Origin of the sequence: Timaviella obliquedivisa GSE-PSE-MK23-08B (assembly GCA_019358855.1) — a bacterium.
Classification (GTDB): Bacteria; Cyanobacteriota; Cyanobacteriia; order Elainellales; family Elainellaceae; genus Timaviella; species Timaviella obliquedivisa.
Genome location: JAHHII010000004.1, coordinates 1 through 14,587 on the forward strand (window position 1 = coordinate 1; position 14,587 = coordinate 14,587).

Below are 14,587 nucleotides of genomic sequence, written 5' to 3' on the forward strand. Positions count from 1 at the left end.
CAGTAGTCAGATTGCTGGGATATGCTTTACTCATATTGCTTTCTCGGTGCTGCGTGCTTTCTATTCGCAGCTTACACTGAGAGAGCTTTTTTACCGACTAGCTGACTTTTCAAACATCCTCTTAGGTCAGCAAAGTATTCCTGCGGCAGAAATCGAATGGATTTAATATCAATGGTGCTAGCGAGGTCAGGCAGAAATAACTCTAGAAACTCAAAAAAGAAAGTTGAGAGGAGTTCTTTGAAGAGGCGATCGTGCTCAATCGTTTTGGTCATGAATCTAGGGTAATATAAACCAGTGTCTAATCAGTTAACTTGTACTACTTCAAAGATGAAGACGTTTTCTTTTTGAAGAGAAGAGTGGTGAGAGCGAAAAGATTATGGATTCACTACTGTCTCATCGCTTGTATCGACTGATTTAATGTTCGAGCAATCTCTTGATTTCCCCTAAAGTTGAAATGAATATGATCGTGATAGAGAGTTTCAGCATTACCCATTTCATTAAACTGGGGCAAAAAATCGATGAAGGGAATTGCTGCGTTCTTTGTAAAATCTTCGAGCCTTTGTCTAGCTTTCGTCTCATAATCACGAGAGCCAGGAGTTCCAACTTCTCGTAACAAAGGAGTCATTGCTAAAAGTAATTGCCCCTGATGTTGAGCCACGAACGTTTGAATCTGTCGAATTGCTTCTAGATTGATTCCTACCCGATCGCCTTCTTCTTTTTGCCATGCCGCCAACTCTGGAATTGGCTGAGCTTTCATAGCATATCGGCTCAAGGCTTCTGAAATAGCGGACGCAGGCTGTTGATTAGGATAATTGCGATCGCGCCCCACAGGAATTGAAGTCGGCGCAACTGCAAACAAATCATCGGTATTGATCAGCAGCACTACAATTTTCGATTCAAAGCTGCCAAAGCGTTGCAAATATGCCAACTCATTTCGCGGTCCCCAAGAATTTGCCGAAGCGTTCAGTACCTCTGCTATTTCAGATCCCGCGAGACGCTCTTGCAACAAGGCAGAAATCGTATGGCGCTGATCCGTCCACCAACCGCCGTTGGCAATAGAATCACCCAACAGCAAAACGCGGAAAGTTTGCGCCGGACAGTGGGCTGTAATTGCACCACTGCGCATGGAATATTGATTAATCCCAATTTCATTGCCAAATCGTCGAGTTTGCTGATTAGGGGCAAGGAGGTAGCCAATTTGGGGATCGGCAATATACAGAAGCGGTTTACCAAAGCCAAGGAGCGATCGCAATCCTATCTCTGTGCCACCCACAGCAAGCACCAAGACCACTACCGTTCCCCCTAAGATCATCAAAACCTGACTCACACGCGTGCCCTCTCAAAATGACATTTTTAGAGTGCCCTCTCTTTTGAGATAGCCCGGCAGTCGGATAGCAACGTGTTGAGCAATACACTTTTTTTAGGACATTAGCCAAAGGGTCGAAAAGAGATTGAGCCAATTCTTTAAAGGAGACTGAAAGTATGCTGATTGACTCAAGATATTCTACTTTCGTGGCTAGAATTAAAGGGGAAAAATTCTCACCCGGTTTTATTTAAGGAGAGGAGACATGAAGTTGAACGAGGCGAATAGTTTGCCTGTGGTAGCTATCTCTGGATTCCTAATCTTGGGGTCGATCGCTTTCCTCATTTTCTGGGCATTACAAACGGCTTATGTGTAGAAACTAATTGGCTTTGGTAAGTTTCTTAATCCAAAATGGGGGCGTTTCTCAAAAGAAACGCCCCCTCAATTATGAGGAAGTGCATTGATATACTACATTTATGCTACACTTTGTAATTGCAGCATTATTTCAGCGTTTCTGAAAATTGTTCAGCAGTGCAGGAAGCCTGTTCTAGCAACAAAAAATTTTCACAAATGCGCCCCTTAGGAGGACGGTCATGGCTCAGTTTCGGCACGTGGTATATTACTACCAAAAATATTGGGCGATCGCTCTATTTAGCATCATTGCCAGCGGCTTATTTGAACTCATCGATCTGGTAGTTCCTTACGCCATTGGACAATTGCTCAACGCGCTGTCGGGGCAAACCCTTGATGCGCCCTTACAAAGCTTCATTGATCGACTAGGCGACATGGCACAGCAACCTGCCAGCCAGTCTCTGACTCTCATCGTTTTACTAGGAATTATCTTCGCCGTAACGGTAGTGCGCGCACCCATTCAACCCTGGATCGGTAACTGGTTCCACTGGGACATTGCTTTCCGCACTCGCCGGGATCATCAGCACAAGACCCTGACCAAAATACTAACGTTACCCATCGAATTTTATGATGAAAATAACGCTGGACGTATTTCCGGGCGGGTGGCAAAGGGATTGTCTAACCATACCTGGACTTATCCTGAAATTGCCGGACAGCTAATTCCTAAAGTGATCCGTGTTGTCGGTATTTTTGTGATGATTTCGTTTGTCGATTGGCGAATTGCATTGCCTTTTATCATCTCTTTTGTCGTTATTTTGACGTTCATTGTGAAAGAATTAAAGCGGTTAATTCAAAAAGAAGTGGTGCTCGATCGCTACATCGAAAATACCGAAAGTCGTACTTCAGAAATTATCAGCAACATTAAAACAGTCAAAGCATTTGCGACTGAAGCAAGTGAACTTAAGCGTCAACAGCAGCGGCTTAGCCGTGAGTTCAAGTTTGTGAACTATGTTATTCACAAAAGATATACCTGGCTGTTCTCTTGGCAAAAGCTCATGATTGAAGGATCAGTGTTTGTTGTCCTTGCCCTAACGTTATGGGCAACTGTTAAAGGACAAATTACGCTGGGTCACTTTGTCACAATCTTAACCATCTCCAGCATGGCGTACTCCGAGCTTGATCCGATTGGTGAATTAGCGTCAGTCTTTGCCCGACGATTTGCCTCAATGCAAAGTCTGCACGAGTTTTTCCAGCAGCCTAGGGGCAATGATGCAGTAGTCCTTGACCACTCCGAAGCTGTGCAAACCTATGAATTTACAGGCAAGGTGCATTTCAACCAAGTTTCCTTCGGCTACGATCGCAGCCGTCCTGTTTTACAAAACATTAACCTGCTAATCGAACCCTGCCAAACGATCGCTCTAGTCGGTCGGTCTGGCTCTGGTAAGTCAACCTTGGTTAAACTGCTATTTCGTTACTTCGAGCCTCATCAAGGACAAATTCTCATTGATGGTCAACCCATTAATGCACTTGATGTCACAGGATACCGACGGCGACTGGCGATCGTTCATCAAGAAGTAGACGTTTTCAACGGCACGCTTCTTGACAACCTGATGTATGGCAACCCTGCCGTTACCCTCACCGAAGTGCAGGAAGCCTGTAATATCGCCAGAGTAGATGAGTTTGTGCGGCAGTTGCCCAGAGGCTATCAAACTGTTGTGGGAGAACGCGGCGTACGGCTATCGGGCGGACAACGACAGCGATTAGGCATTGCCAGAGCGCTACTCATGAACCCCGATGTACTGGTCTTTGACGAAGCGACCTCTAGCTTAGACTACGAATCAGAGCGATCGATTCAACTGGCAATGCGGAGCATTCTGGGCACCCGAACGACGCTGATCATTGCTCACCGTCTTAGCACCGTCCGAGAAGCCGATAAAATCGTAGTGCTCGATCAAGGACAAATTGTAGAAATTGGTAACCACGACGAGTTGCTGACTCAAGGCGGTATTTACCATCGGCTCCATACGCTTCAAGAAACAGGCGAATTGGTGCCTTAAGGTGAAGAGGGGTATCATCTCTAGATACCCTCTTGATGACCTTCAACTGACGGCTCTCGACCGTCCACCAAACCGCTGTGAGTGTTCTACCGCCCCCGTTTCTACTGGTTCCAACAAATACTTTATTCGGAGATATCCGAATCGATATTTGCGTTTTGCTTCTCATGCTGGCTTCTTCTGCCTTTTTCTCTGGCTCTGAAACGGCTATTACTGCCCTCGATAATTTGAAATTGAAGGCACTCATTAAGGAGAAAGGCGATCCGAGTGGTATTTTTACGCTCGTATTGGAACGGCGATCGCGCTTCATCACCACGCTATTAATTGGCAACACGCTGGTTAACAACCTCTCGGCAATTATTACCAGTAATCTATTTGCAATTTGGTTTGGCAGCGGCGAGGCAGTGCTAGGAGCCACGGTCGTTGTCACGGTTTTGGTACTAATTTTTGGAGAAATTACCCCCAAGTCTTTGGCAATCAATAATGTCATGCCAATTTTTCGGGTAGTGGTGCGCCCCGTTTATTGGCTTTCCAGAATATTGTCATGGTCGGGCATGACTTACTTACTAGAGGCGATCGCTCAATCCGCCATCCGTCTCTTCCAAGGCAATGTGGTACAACCCACCGAATCGGTCAAAGACTTGCAATTGATGATCGAAATTCTCGGCGGTAAAGGTCAACTTGACCTCGATCGCCGCCAGTTGCTCAATAAAGCCCTAATGCTCGATCGCCTGACTGCTCACGATGTTGTCAAGCCTCGCGTCGATATGCAAACCATTTCCCACGAGGCAACCCTGCAAAATATGGTCGATCTCTGCTTGGAAACCGGGTATTCTCGCATTCCTGTGCAAGAGGAATCTAAAGACGAAATTATTGGTATTGTTAACCTCAAACGAGTGCTTCAAGAACTCAAGGTACTCCGCCAAGACGGGTTAACCGACGGCTCGGTTACGCGAGCGATCGACCCACCCGTTTACATTCCAGATGTAAAGCGGTTGGCTGACTTGTTGAAGGAAATGTTGCAGCAGCGGTTGCACATGGCGATCGTGGTGGATGAATACGGCGGCACCGTTGGGCTGATTACCCTTGAAGATATCTTGGAGGAACTCGTGGGCGAAATTTACGATGAAAGCGACTCGCTTGCTCGCACTCGAACCCTCAAGTGGAGCCGATCGCTGACTCGTCGGCTCACCTAAAGCGAAGGACAAACCAAGAAGACAAAAAATTATCGAGATTTTTTCGCTATGCTGTCCCCTCCTTGTGCTAACATCTTTACTTGTGGAATGAATGGGTCGATGCCCGAGTGGTTAATGGGGGCGGACTGTAAATCCGCTGGCTACGCCTACGCTGGTTCAAATCCAGCTCGGCCCATTCCACACCTTTATGTTAGGAAATTGCCCGTGTGGCTCAGTGGTAGAGCACACCCTTGGTAAGGGTGAGGTCATCAGTTCAATCCTGATCACGGGCTTAAGATGAAACGTAAATACAATAAGGACTCTATAGCTATGCTACTAGAGTTTTTTGACAGTACATTCTAGGCAACCTAGGGCAACCTAGGACAGCTTTAGCCGATCCCTACCCCTACTGTTGGTATGGATTTGGTATGGAGGTCTGGGCATGATGGCTGGAGCAAGGTCGAAGCGTGGGACGGCTGGGATTGAAAATCTAGAGGGAATGTTAAGACTGCGATGGAGCCATGAAGGTAAGCGCTATTGCCTCACGCTAGGGATGTCTGACACACGGGTTAATCGCATAGTCGCAGAATCTAAGGCGAAGACGATTGAAGGAAACCTGGCGACAGGTAACTTCGACCCCACGCGACGCAAATACCAGACCCAGCGGCAACAGCAATCAGACATTAGGATCGCTGAATTACTTCAACGCTTCACTGAACGTAAGAGCAAGCGGATACAGGGGCGATCGCTCGACAAGTTCAAGGCATTGAAGAAACCACTTGCCGAGTTGGCATTGCTGAAAGAGTAATGCCAAGAGTTTTGTCATGCAAGGGTTATACGTCCGACATACTCTAACCCAAGAAAACCTCCATGAGTGATCAGTAAAAGCATCTCGTTCCACCGTTACCATCGGCTCATTAGTCGTTGAGGGGTTTATACTGCCCAATGGTCAGTACCAGATGAGCCTTACCTCAATGGCTGACTCGGTTGATTTGGGAGTTCAGAACACCTCAGACTTTTTACGCTCAAAGACGCTCAAATCTTTAATGGGTGAAGGTTATACGCTTAAGAAAACATCGTAATAAAGACGTGCATATTAATGTTCATTAATGTATCTTTATTGTTCTTTTTAGCGTTCACAAAGCGGTCCTTTTACACTTTTATTTCCTACTTATTTTTTGCTTCACTAATTCTTCAACTTCCTAACGTTAGAGTTCAAGTCAAATTGCCCATAACTAGAGGTAGCCCCCTTTCAGAGCCTATAGATTTTACTCACTCTCTCCTCTTAATTGATCCTTATGACTAGTTCTCCCATGGTTATTCCATTCGTTGACCTTCAACTTCAGCATCAGCCTATTCAAGATCAGCTTAATCAAGCGATTCAGACTGTTATTCATCAAGGAGACTATGTTTTGGGTCAGGCTTTGAAGGAGTTTGAACTGGAGTTTGCCCAAGCCTGTGGCATTCCGTATGGCATCGGAGTTGCTTGTGGAACTGATGCGATCGCCCTTGGTTTACAAGCCTGTGGCATTGGCAAAGGTGATGAAGTGATTCTGCCTGCCAACACCTTTGTTGCCACGCTCATTGGCGTGTTGCGGAGCGGAGCCACCCCCATTTTTGTAGATTGCGATCCCAAAACTGCCCTCATTAACTTGGACACAGCAGAAAAGGTAATTACGCCAAAAACCCGCGCCCTTGTGCCTGTCCATCTCTACGGTCAAATGGTTTCTCCGCGTCGTTTACTAGAGCTTGCCAGCACCTACAATTTAGTAATTTTTGAAGATGCCGCCCAAGCCCATCTTGCCGAGCGGGAAGGCTATCGCGCCGGGTCAGTGGGAACCGCAGCCGCGTTTAGCTTTTACCCTAGCAAAAACCTGGGCGCTTTTGGAGATGGCGGCATGGTCGTCACACGGGAAGAAATTGTGGCACAAACAATGCGATCGCTCCGTAACTACGGTGCCCCTCGCAAATACTTCCACACCGACTATGGCACCAATAGCCGGTTAGACACTCTGCAAGCCGCTGTACTCAAGACGAAGCTGCCTTATCTGCATGAGTGGAATAGCGATCGCAACCGGATTGCCCAACATTACGATGCCCTCCTGCAACCTCTCGCCAGCTACGGTATCATTCCTCTCGAAAACCAAACTGGCGGTGGTCACGTCTATCATCTTTATGTCGTGCGTGTTACCGCAGACTGTTCACTAGATCGCGATGCACTCCAGGCAGGCATGACTGATTTAGGCATTCAGACTGGCATTCACTACCCCATTCCCTGTCATCTCCAACCTGCATTTCAGCCGCTAGGCTATCCCGACGGCAGCTTTCCCCACGCCGAAGCCCTTAGCCAAGGAATTCTCTCTCTTCCCCTATATCCAGGTTTAAGCAACGCCGCCATTCAACAGGTTGTTGCTAGCATCAAAGCCTTGCTAGGACTGTCTCCAGAAAAAACTCAGATCTATTCAAACACGATTACTATCCAACCTCGACCCGTTGTCGTTAATCAATAGTGCCTGCCTAGTCGCATCAATCTACGGTTCAAAAATTTCCTTCAGCCCAGGATCTTTGAAAAGACTGGGCTGATTTTTAGATGCCTGTTGTCTCCCCATTTTTTTGGGGAATTCTACGGTTGGTTCTTCTGGATTTCCTCGACCAGAACTCCGGTATTCCCATGATGCAAGTCAAATTCAAACGTTTTCCGCTCAGATACTTGCCCGAGATCACTATCCTTGGATTGCTTTTGGCGCTCTACATCCCAGTCCTGCTCCATTGGTATGACGGATGGCTTCACAAAAATATTAGTACTGAACACGAGTACTTTAGTCATGGGCTTATTGGACTACCGTTTGCGGCTTATCTAGGCTGGGGGAGGCGCGATCGCTGGCAGCGACTTCCTAACCAGACTCACTTCTCTGGTTTCATCCTTCTCCTAATCGGAATAGCGCTTTACCTCAGCAACCTTACCGATCTCGTTAACCTATCTTTGCCCATTGTGCTGGCAGGGCTATGCGTTTGGTTCAAAGGTTTACCGGGGTTTCGGCTTCAGATATTCCCTCTGGCGCTAGTTTTGCTCGCGGCTCCCAACGAAATCCCTTATCTCGTTGCGCCCTACACTTTACCGCTGCAAAAGTTTATTGCTGGAATGGCAGGTTTCATCTTGGTGCAATTTGGCATGGAGGTTCGAGTTGAACAAATTTACCTGTTTGTGAATGATCAAATTGTCGAAGTCGCGCCGTACTGTGCAGGATTAAAGATGGTGTTTACCAGTCTTTATGTGGGGTTAATGCTGCTGCAATGGACAGGAACTCAGATTTCTCGCGATCGCCTTTTGCTGTTTTTTTCAGGCATCATTACCTTGAGCGTAGCCGCCAATATTATTCGCAACACTCTCTTGAGTTTCTTTCACGGTACAGGGCAGCAGCAAGCCTTTGAATGGTTGCATGACGGTTGGGGAGGCGATCTTTATTCCACCTGCCTGTTGATTTTGCTGATTCCTCTGTTGAGAGGGGTGGAACGAATCACGGGGAATGATCAGCTAGATGAGTTTGAAGATCTTGAGGACTTAGAAGTAGACCAAGCCTAATCTTTGCCCGATCGTTTTATACAAGCCCAGTTATATAAGCCCAGTTATATAAGCCCAGTTATATAAGCCCAGTTATACAAGCCTAGCCATGATTTCCTCTCCTCCAGCCTTTTCCCGATCGCCTTTATCCAAGCTGCTGCTTGTCTTATTCGTATTGGCGATCGCTACTTTCATTACCTTTCCTAACTACTTTACGGGTCACTGGGCATGGCGAAAAGTGGCACAACTCGAAAACGTGGCAGGACTCAAAGCAATTCAAACTAACGGAGTAGCGCTCCCCGGCTGGCACACCCTAGAGCAAGGCAAATTAGAAATTGGTGGGCATAAATGGTCTGCCCAAGCGATCGTTCCGGCATCTGAAGCCAAAACCGCCACCCTTCAAGACGCAACCCTTTTGATGTTGCGCCCCCAAACTTGGCAAAGAGATATGCCCCAAGTGGACTGGGTCGATATCAACGGCGCACAGCAATGGACAGCCGATTCGATTCAATCTCTCAGGTTTACTGTTCCTAGTACTATTCCTAGCGCCGATCAACCGATTGAAATTGAAACCCGGTTTTTGCGGGGTTGGCATGGGAAAAAAACCTATGCCGTTTTGCAATGGTATGCCTGGAAAACAGGCGGCAGTTCTGCGCCAAGCTCATGGTTTTGGACAGATCAGTTCTCGCAATTGCGCGATCGCCGTCGTACCGCTTGGGTTGCCGTTAGCATTCTCATGCCCATTCAGCCATTAGGCGACATTAATACTCACAAATCCCAAGCCGAAACCCTTGGCAAACTTGTCCAATCCACGCTCACCAGCGCTTTATAAGCTGCTCAATTTTCTATGCGCCTTGCTCTTTCCTCTCTCTCAGTTCTTTCTTTAATGGGGCTTTACGCTGCTTGCCTTACCATTCCTGGCGCAATGGCTTGGACATTTTTTGCAGATATCGCAGTGGGTCAAGCAATTCCTGCCACAGAACAGGATCCCTATCTTCAACTTCTCAATGCAGCCCGACAGCGATTGATCCAACAAGAGTTACTTCATGCCGATCCATCTAATCGCGATGTTAACTCACTGCTATCTCACGAAAACTTTGACATTTACCGCTTAGGGCCCGGCGACTCTGTATATGTCAATGTCCTGCGCTTCCCTGATCTCTCTTTTCAAGGAACCCTTGATCAACAGGGCAATATGATTGTGCCATTAACAGGGGCATTATCGTTTCAAGGATTAACCGTAGAACAGGCGCGAGAACAAATTCGGACTAAGTTAGATCACTATGTCGTTAACCCGCAAGTAGATGTTATTTTAATTGCCCAAAGACCTGTTCAAGTCACGATCGCTGGAGAAGTCGTGAAACCCGGTTTTTACCCGCTGCAAGCGCCCCAACTCGCGACTGCACTGATAGCAGCCGGAGGAACAACAGGATTGGCTGATTTGCGATCGGTGAGAATTCGCCGCATTTTAGTAGATGGGTCTGTTCTAGAACAGGATATTGACCTGTTCTCACCTTTACGAGACTCTCAGTCCATTCCTAATGTTCGTTTGGCGGATGGTGATACGGTCATTATTCCGACTCTCACGGCAGCAACGAATGAAGAATATGATCGTAACCTCATTGCCCGTTCTACCCTGGCTCAGCAGCAAATTAATATTCGGGTGCTTAACCGCGCTACACCCGCCGGGGGAGCTATCGGCAGCCTTCAGATTCCTAATGGCAGCACCTTCCTGGATGCATTAACCACCATTTCTCCTGATCTCAGCAGCGCTAATCTTCGTGAAATTGCGCTTGTTCGTTTTGATGTGCAACAAGGTAAAGCAGTCAGCATTGAGCTAGATGGAAAGAAGGCAATTATGGGCGATATGTCTCAAAACCCGCGACTGGAACAGAACGATGTCATTGTGATTGGGCGCAACTTGATTGCTCGCATTACAAATACGCTCAATACTTTTACGCAGCCTTTTCGGGATGTTTTAGGGTTTCTTTTATTTTTTGATTCTTTGACCAACAGCGCCAGTAACCTTTTTCAACCCACGGGGTCTTCTTCTGAGTCTCGACGATGACGGTCAAGCCGGAGTAGCCACGGATACTTTACTCTAGCGATTTCTTGTCTTTATTTGTTCTTCTACGCATTACTTGTCCTATGGCTTCCCCCTTTATCAAACGCTATCTTCTTGCTCTCGATCGCCACAAATGGGTGGGCGTTGCGGGTTGTGCTGTCGTCATTGGGCTTTCAGGAATTACCGCATTTCTTCAAACGGCTCCCGAAAATGCATACATTACTCAGGGTATTCTAACGTACAGCGCCCCGCCCGATACTTTCTCTGCTACAGGTGCAGTCCTTAAAAAAGAAGGGCAATCCATGACCAAAGAAATGCTGTTATCAACCTTTGTTTTGGGAACAACTTCTGACCGTCTTGCAAAGCAAAATATTCAAGCTAAGCCCAAAGAAATCAAGGAAAAGGCGATCGTTTTAATTACGGGTGGAAGCAGTGGCGAACCCCTTAAGGAAGGTGAAACTGCTGCTACAGGGCCTTTGCGGATTGTTGTAACCTATAAAGATAGGAAAGAAGAAAAATCTAAGTCAGTTTCGATCGCGCTTATAGAATCAATGGTTTTACAAAGCCGTGAATTCAACCGACAGCAACTCAACGATATTATTCAAAACCTCAATCTTATCCTGCCAAAGGTGACAGGAGAACTACAGGCTGCCGAGAAGAACTTGGAAGCATATATCCGGTTGCAAGGTGCCGTAATACAGGCAGCCGAAAGCGGCAGTTTAGTCGGTGCAATTACCAGTAACCAACAGCAGCAACGAGAAATTCGTCTTAACCTGGCAGGGGTCGAAGCCCAAATCCGCAGCTTGCAATCTCGTTTAGGACTCACTCCTGACCAAGCCTATGCAGCTTCAGCCCTCAGTGCCGATCCCATCATTGCTGATTTACGTGCCAGGATTTATCAGGCGCGATCGCAAATGAGCTTACTGTCCAAAACTTTACGCCCCGACCATCCGTCTATGGTTGATTTACAAAGCCAGCTTGACTCGTTCGACCAATTGCTCCAGTCGCGGGTGGTAGAAGTGGCAGGCGGGGGAAGATTAGCAGCACCTTTAGCGGCAAGCAGTCAGATTCTTCAGGCTAGCAGCCTAGACCCTGCCCGTCAGCAGCTTGCTAGTACACTAGTGAGCTTGCAAACTCAATCAGAGACGCTGCGACAGCAATTTGGTAATTTGCTCAAAACCGAACAGGAGTTGAAGCAAGACTACTCCAATATTCCTAACAAGCAGTTGGGGCAGAAACGGCTTGAGCAACAGGTAGCATTGAAACAGGCGTTTTATGATCAAGTTCAGGCAAAGCTAGCCGATGTGACGCTGGCTCAGCAGGAAACAGTGGGCAGTTTGGTGCTGATTCAAGATCCTGAAACCGTGGCAGAGGTCAAGCCAGGAACCAGTAGCTTGGTGATTTTGATCGTGGGTAGCATGATGGGCGTGTTCATTGGTGCAGGCTTGGTGCTGTTGCTTGATGCGATCGACCCCAAAATCTACACACTAGAAGATTTGCAAAATGCCTTACGCCAGCAGGACGTACCTATTTTAGGACTATTGCCCTATTTACCCTGGGAGGAAGAGCATGTTTTACCGATTATTGAGGAAGCAGGTTCACCCTACCTAGAGCCTTTTGAACGGCTACGAAGCAATCTGCGGCGAACGACAGGCGGCGAGACACTGAAGATAGTCATGTTGACTAGCATTGTTGGTGGAGAGGGAAAAACAACGGCTGCTTACAATTTGGCGATCGCTTCTGCTCGAGCAGGCAAACGGACATTGTTGATCGAAGCCGATTTGCGATCGCCCTCCCGTGTCGCCTCCTTCGGCATAATCCTCGACCCTGACAGCTTGGTCGAACCTCTCCATTATTACGGCAACCTCAACGAATGCATCCGTCTCGTTCCCGGTATTGAAAATCTATACATTGTGCCCAGTGTCGGATCTCAGCGCCAAGCCGCCGCCGTTTTAGAATCTAGCGAAATGCGCCGCCTAATTGAAGACGGACGGGGACGATTCGATTGGGTTATTTTAGACGCGCCTCCGCTCAGCCGATGTAATGATGCTTTGCTGCTAGAGCCTTATACCGATGGAATGGTGCTGGTCACTCGCCCCGGACACACAGAGGAAAGTTTGCTGATAGAGACAGCACAGCAGTTTGTAGAGTCTGAAACAGTCCGGTTTTTAGGAGCAATTATCACTGATACAGATATTCCTATTCAGGCTCATGATTTGCTGGCAGACTCATCACTCAATTTAGAAGAAGGCTCAGAACAAGCGGTTGTAACCTGAGGGGAAGAAGACAAACCCAGCCTATGAAAAAGGACACAGTCGTGCTGTGTCCTTACAAGAAGATCTAGACTTGAATGGAGTAGGCTATCAGTTTGTATATTTCAATTTCAAAGCGGCACGTTTAGGAAGTTTTTTCAGAATCATAGAGGGCAAGACTAAGGGCCATGCCAAGGTGCCAATTGAAACAACGAGCCAAGAGGTAACATCTGACTTAGAGGTGGAATTGTCCTTGAGAAATGCGCTCAGCAAGATACCAAAAACTAATGTTGCTCCAGTGAAGTACAGTGTCATAATCTTCTCGCTCGTTATATTCGTTACTCAGTAACCTAATAAAACCATCTGAACCTGCTTTGGGCTATGGCGAAAATCGCTGAAGTTTCGAGATGACTGATTTCGGACTTCAGTATATTTACTGAAGTCCGAAGGAGCATGGCTAAAGGTGATAGTCTAACCGTTACAAGAGAAGGGGCGATCGCTCAGCTTTGCCCTGAGAAAACTGAAGTTTCAGCGAACCCAAAAGCAGCAGAGAGACGGGCGATCGATGCTTTGTGCAAGGTTTAGCCCCTTAAACCAACATCTGCAAAAAAGCTCTCGCTGTAGCACACTGACTTTAAAGCGCCTGTAGCCCTAACTCATCTCATAAATTTCCCCATTGGGCATTGTTGCGCCTTTCAAGCAAGCCCCTTCCAAATTAGCTTCCCAAAGATTGGCTTGCCGTAAGTTGGCATAGCTCAAGTCGGCTCTTGCTAAGTTTGCTCCAGCCAGGTTTGCCATGCTGAGATTAGCTTTCGTTAAGTTTGTGCCTGAAAGGTTGGCTGCTCGTAAGGTTGATTCCCGCAAATCTGCCTCATGCAAAATAGCACGAGTTAGATCAGCACTATGAAGAGTACTGCCAATCAAATTTGCGCCTACTAGGGTTGCCCGCCTTAAGTTGGCATGACTCAAATTTGCCATGCTGAGATTTGCCATGCTGAGATTTGCCATGCTGAGATTTGCATTGTAAAGCGTTGCTCCCACAAAGACAGCAAGGTTCAGCACCGCCACGCTTAAGTCTGCTTCCCGCAAATCGGCTTCTTTAAGATTGGCTTGAGTAAATGTGGCTTCTCGCAAATCAGCCTGATTTAAATCGGCGGCATAGAGATTTGCCTGACTCAAATTAGCGGTGTAAAGCTTGGCATGTTTCAAGTCTGCTTGCGTTAGGTCAGCACCTCGCAGATCTGCCAGACAGCAATCGGCATAGCTTAAGTTGGCATAGCTGAGATTCGCCTCTTTGAGAATGGCTTCACGAAGATTGGTGTTTCGCAAATTTGCCATGCTTAGGGAAGCTGCATAAAGATTTGTTCCCTGGAGTGTGGCAGACCTCAAGTTTGCCTCTCGGAGATCTGCGCCTACCATGTTAGCCAAGGTAAGATCTGCTTTTTCAAGGTTAGCAGTATAAAAAATTGCCTCTTTCAAGTGGGCATGTCTGAGGTTGGCACGACTCAGGTCTGCCATGCAAAAATCGGCATGATTAAGAGAAACTTCCCGAAGGTCAGCATTGTTCAGCACTGCCTCTCGGAGATTCATGTTAGTAAACGTGGCTTGACTCAGATCGGGGGTGATATCTGCGTGTTGTCCTCGCCAGTTATTCCAGTCAGATATCCCTCGCTCAAGCAACGTTAGATGTTCCTGATTTGCCATTGGATTGCACCTGTGCAGCCTAGTCGTGGGATTGTGGCAGCAAATGGGTTGCTGTGTGGGGAAGAGATAAGCCTCTGACAAAGGTGAATCTTGGATGATGCGGTGCAGCCAAGGACAGGAG

12 protein-coding genes and 2 tRNA genes are annotated in these 14,587 nt (G+C 47.3%); 11 read left to right on the top strand and 3 right to left on the bottom strand.

Annotated features, from left to right (window positions below; genetic code table 11):
* Nucleotides 1–71: 71 nt before the first annotated feature.
* On the bottom strand, nt 72–272 hold the full coding sequence (locus tag KME11_08280; GenBank protein MBW4515208.1) for a hypothetical protein: 201 nt from the start codon (nt 270–272) through the stop codon (nt 72–74).
* A 113-nt stretch (nt 273–385) separates the two neighbouring features.
* Nucleotides 386–1,312: an SGNH/GDSL hydrolase family protein gene (locus KME11_08285; GenBank protein MBW4515209.1), complete on the bottom strand. Its 927-nt coding sequence runs from the start codon at nt 1,310–1,312 to the stop codon at nt 386–388.
* A gap of 256 nt (nt 1,313–1,568) precedes the next feature.
* Here KME11_08285 and KME11_08290 point away from each other — a divergent pair, with 256 nt between their 5' ends.
* The 11 genes from KME11_08290 to KME11_08340 all read left to right on the top strand — a co-directional run bounded on the left by KME11_08290 (nt 1,569) and on the right by KME11_08340 (nt 12,786).
* The gene (locus KME11_08290) at nt 1,569–1,679 is read left to right on the top strand and encodes an RNA polymerase subunit sigma (protein MBW4515210.1); all 111 of its coding nucleotides are present in this window, start codon (nt 1,569–1,571) and stop codon (nt 1,677–1,679) included.
* A gap of 217 nt (nt 1,680–1,896) precedes the next feature.
* Nucleotides 1,897–3,711 (top strand): ABC transporter ATP-binding protein/permease, encoded by a 1,815-nt coding sequence (locus tag KME11_08295; GenBank protein ID MBW4515211.1) that lies wholly within the window; start codon nt 1,897–1,899, stop codon nt 3,709–3,711.
* Between the two features lie 164 nt (nt 3,712–3,875).
* On the top strand, nt 3,876–4,904 hold the full coding sequence (locus KME11_08300) for a hemolysin family protein (GenBank protein ID MBW4515212.1): 1,029 nt from the start codon (nt 3,876–3,878) through the stop codon (nt 4,902–4,904).
* Nucleotides 4,905–4,997: 93 nt separating this feature from the next.
* A tRNA-Tyr gene (locus KME11_08305) sits at nt 4,998–5,079 on the top strand.
* A gap of 25 nt (nt 5,080–5,104) precedes the next feature.
* A tRNA-Thr gene (locus tag KME11_08310) sits at nt 5,105–5,176 on the top strand.
* A gap of 149 nt (nt 5,177–5,325) precedes the next feature.
* Nucleotides 5,326–5,691, top strand: a complete 366-nt coding sequence (locus KME11_08315; protein MBW4515213.1) for a DUF3596 domain-containing protein — start codon at nt 5,326–5,328, stop codon at nt 5,689–5,691.
* A gap of 490 nt (nt 5,692–6,181) precedes the next feature.
* Nucleotides 6,182–7,393, top strand: a complete 1,212-nt coding sequence (locus KME11_08320; GenBank protein ID MBW4515214.1) for a DegT/DnrJ/EryC1/StrS aminotransferase family protein — start codon at nt 6,182–6,184, stop codon at nt 7,391–7,393.
* Nucleotides 7,394–7,557: 164 nt separating this feature from the next.
* A complete protein-coding gene (gene crtB / locus KME11_08325; GenBank protein MBW4515215.1) occupies nt 7,558–8,466 on the top strand; it encodes a cyanoexosortase B in 909 nt (302 codons plus the stop codon).
* 88 nt (nt 8,467–8,554) lie between these two features.
* Nucleotides 8,555–9,277, top strand: a complete 723-nt coding sequence (locus tag KME11_08330) for a cyanoexosortase B system-associated protein (protein ID MBW4515216.1) — start codon at nt 8,555–8,557, stop codon at nt 9,275–9,277.
* Between the two features lie 15 nt (nt 9,278–9,292).
* Nucleotides 9,293–10,513 (top strand): polysaccharide export protein, encoded by a 1,221-nt coding sequence (locus KME11_08335; protein MBW4515217.1) that lies wholly within the window; start codon nt 9,293–9,295, stop codon nt 10,511–10,513.
* 80 nt (nt 10,514–10,593) lie between these two features.
* Complete coding sequence (locus KME11_08340; GenBank protein MBW4515218.1) at nt 10,594–12,786, top strand: AAA family ATPase; 2,193 nt, start codon at nt 10,594–10,596, stop codon at nt 12,784–12,786.
* 627 nt (nt 12,787–13,413) lie between these two features.
* Here the strand turns inward: KME11_08340 and KME11_08345 are convergent.
* Nucleotides 13,414–14,466 carry a pentapeptide repeat-containing protein gene (locus tag KME11_08345; protein ID MBW4515219.1) on the bottom strand — a complete coding sequence of 351 codons (1,053 nt, stop codon included), beginning with the start codon at nt 14,464–14,466 and terminating at the stop codon, nt 13,414–13,416.
* Between the last annotated feature and the right edge of the window lie 121 nt (nt 14,467–14,587).

Coding starts and splice junctions, on each gene's coding strand:
- KME11_08290 (MBW4515210.1), top strand. CDS start 1,569: ATGAAGTTGAACGAGGCGAATAGTTTGCCTGTGGTAGCTATCTCTGGA.
- KME11_08345 (MBW4515219.1), bottom strand. CDS start 14,466: ATGGCAAATCAGGAACATCTAACGTTGCTTGAGCGAGGGATATCTGAC.
- KME11_08320 (MBW4515214.1), top strand. CDS start 6,182: ATGACTAGTTCTCCCATGGTTATTCCATTCGTTGACCTTCAACTTCAG.
- KME11_08315 (MBW4515213.1), top strand. CDS start 5,326: ATGATGGCTGGAGCAAGGTCGAAGCGTGGGACGGCTGGGATTGAAAAT.
- KME11_08335 (MBW4515217.1), top strand. CDS start 9,293: ATGCGCCTTGCTCTTTCCTCTCTCTCAGTTCTTTCTTTAATGGGGCTT.
- KME11_08295 (MBW4515211.1), top strand. CDS start 1,897: ATGGCTCAGTTTCGGCACGTGGTATATTACTACCAAAAATATTGGGCG.
- KME11_08300 (MBW4515212.1), top strand. CDS start 3,876: ATGCTGGCTTCTTCTGCCTTTTTCTCTGGCTCTGAAACGGCTATTACT.
- KME11_08330 (MBW4515216.1), top strand. CDS start 8,555: ATGATTTCCTCTCCTCCAGCCTTTTCCCGATCGCCTTTATCCAAGCTG.
- crtB (MBW4515215.1), top strand. CDS start 7,558: ATGCAAGTCAAATTCAAACGTTTTCCGCTCAGATACTTGCCCGAGATC.
- KME11_08280 (MBW4515208.1), bottom strand. CDS start 272: ATGACCAAAACGATTGAGCACGATCGCCTCTTCAAAGAACTCCTCTCA.
- KME11_08285 (MBW4515209.1), bottom strand. CDS start 1,312: ATGATCTTAGGGGGAACGGTAGTGGTCTTGGTGCTTGCTGTGGGTGGC.
- KME11_08340 (MBW4515218.1), top strand. CDS start 10,594: ATGGCTTCCCCCTTTATCAAACGCTATCTTCTTGCTCTCGATCGCCAC.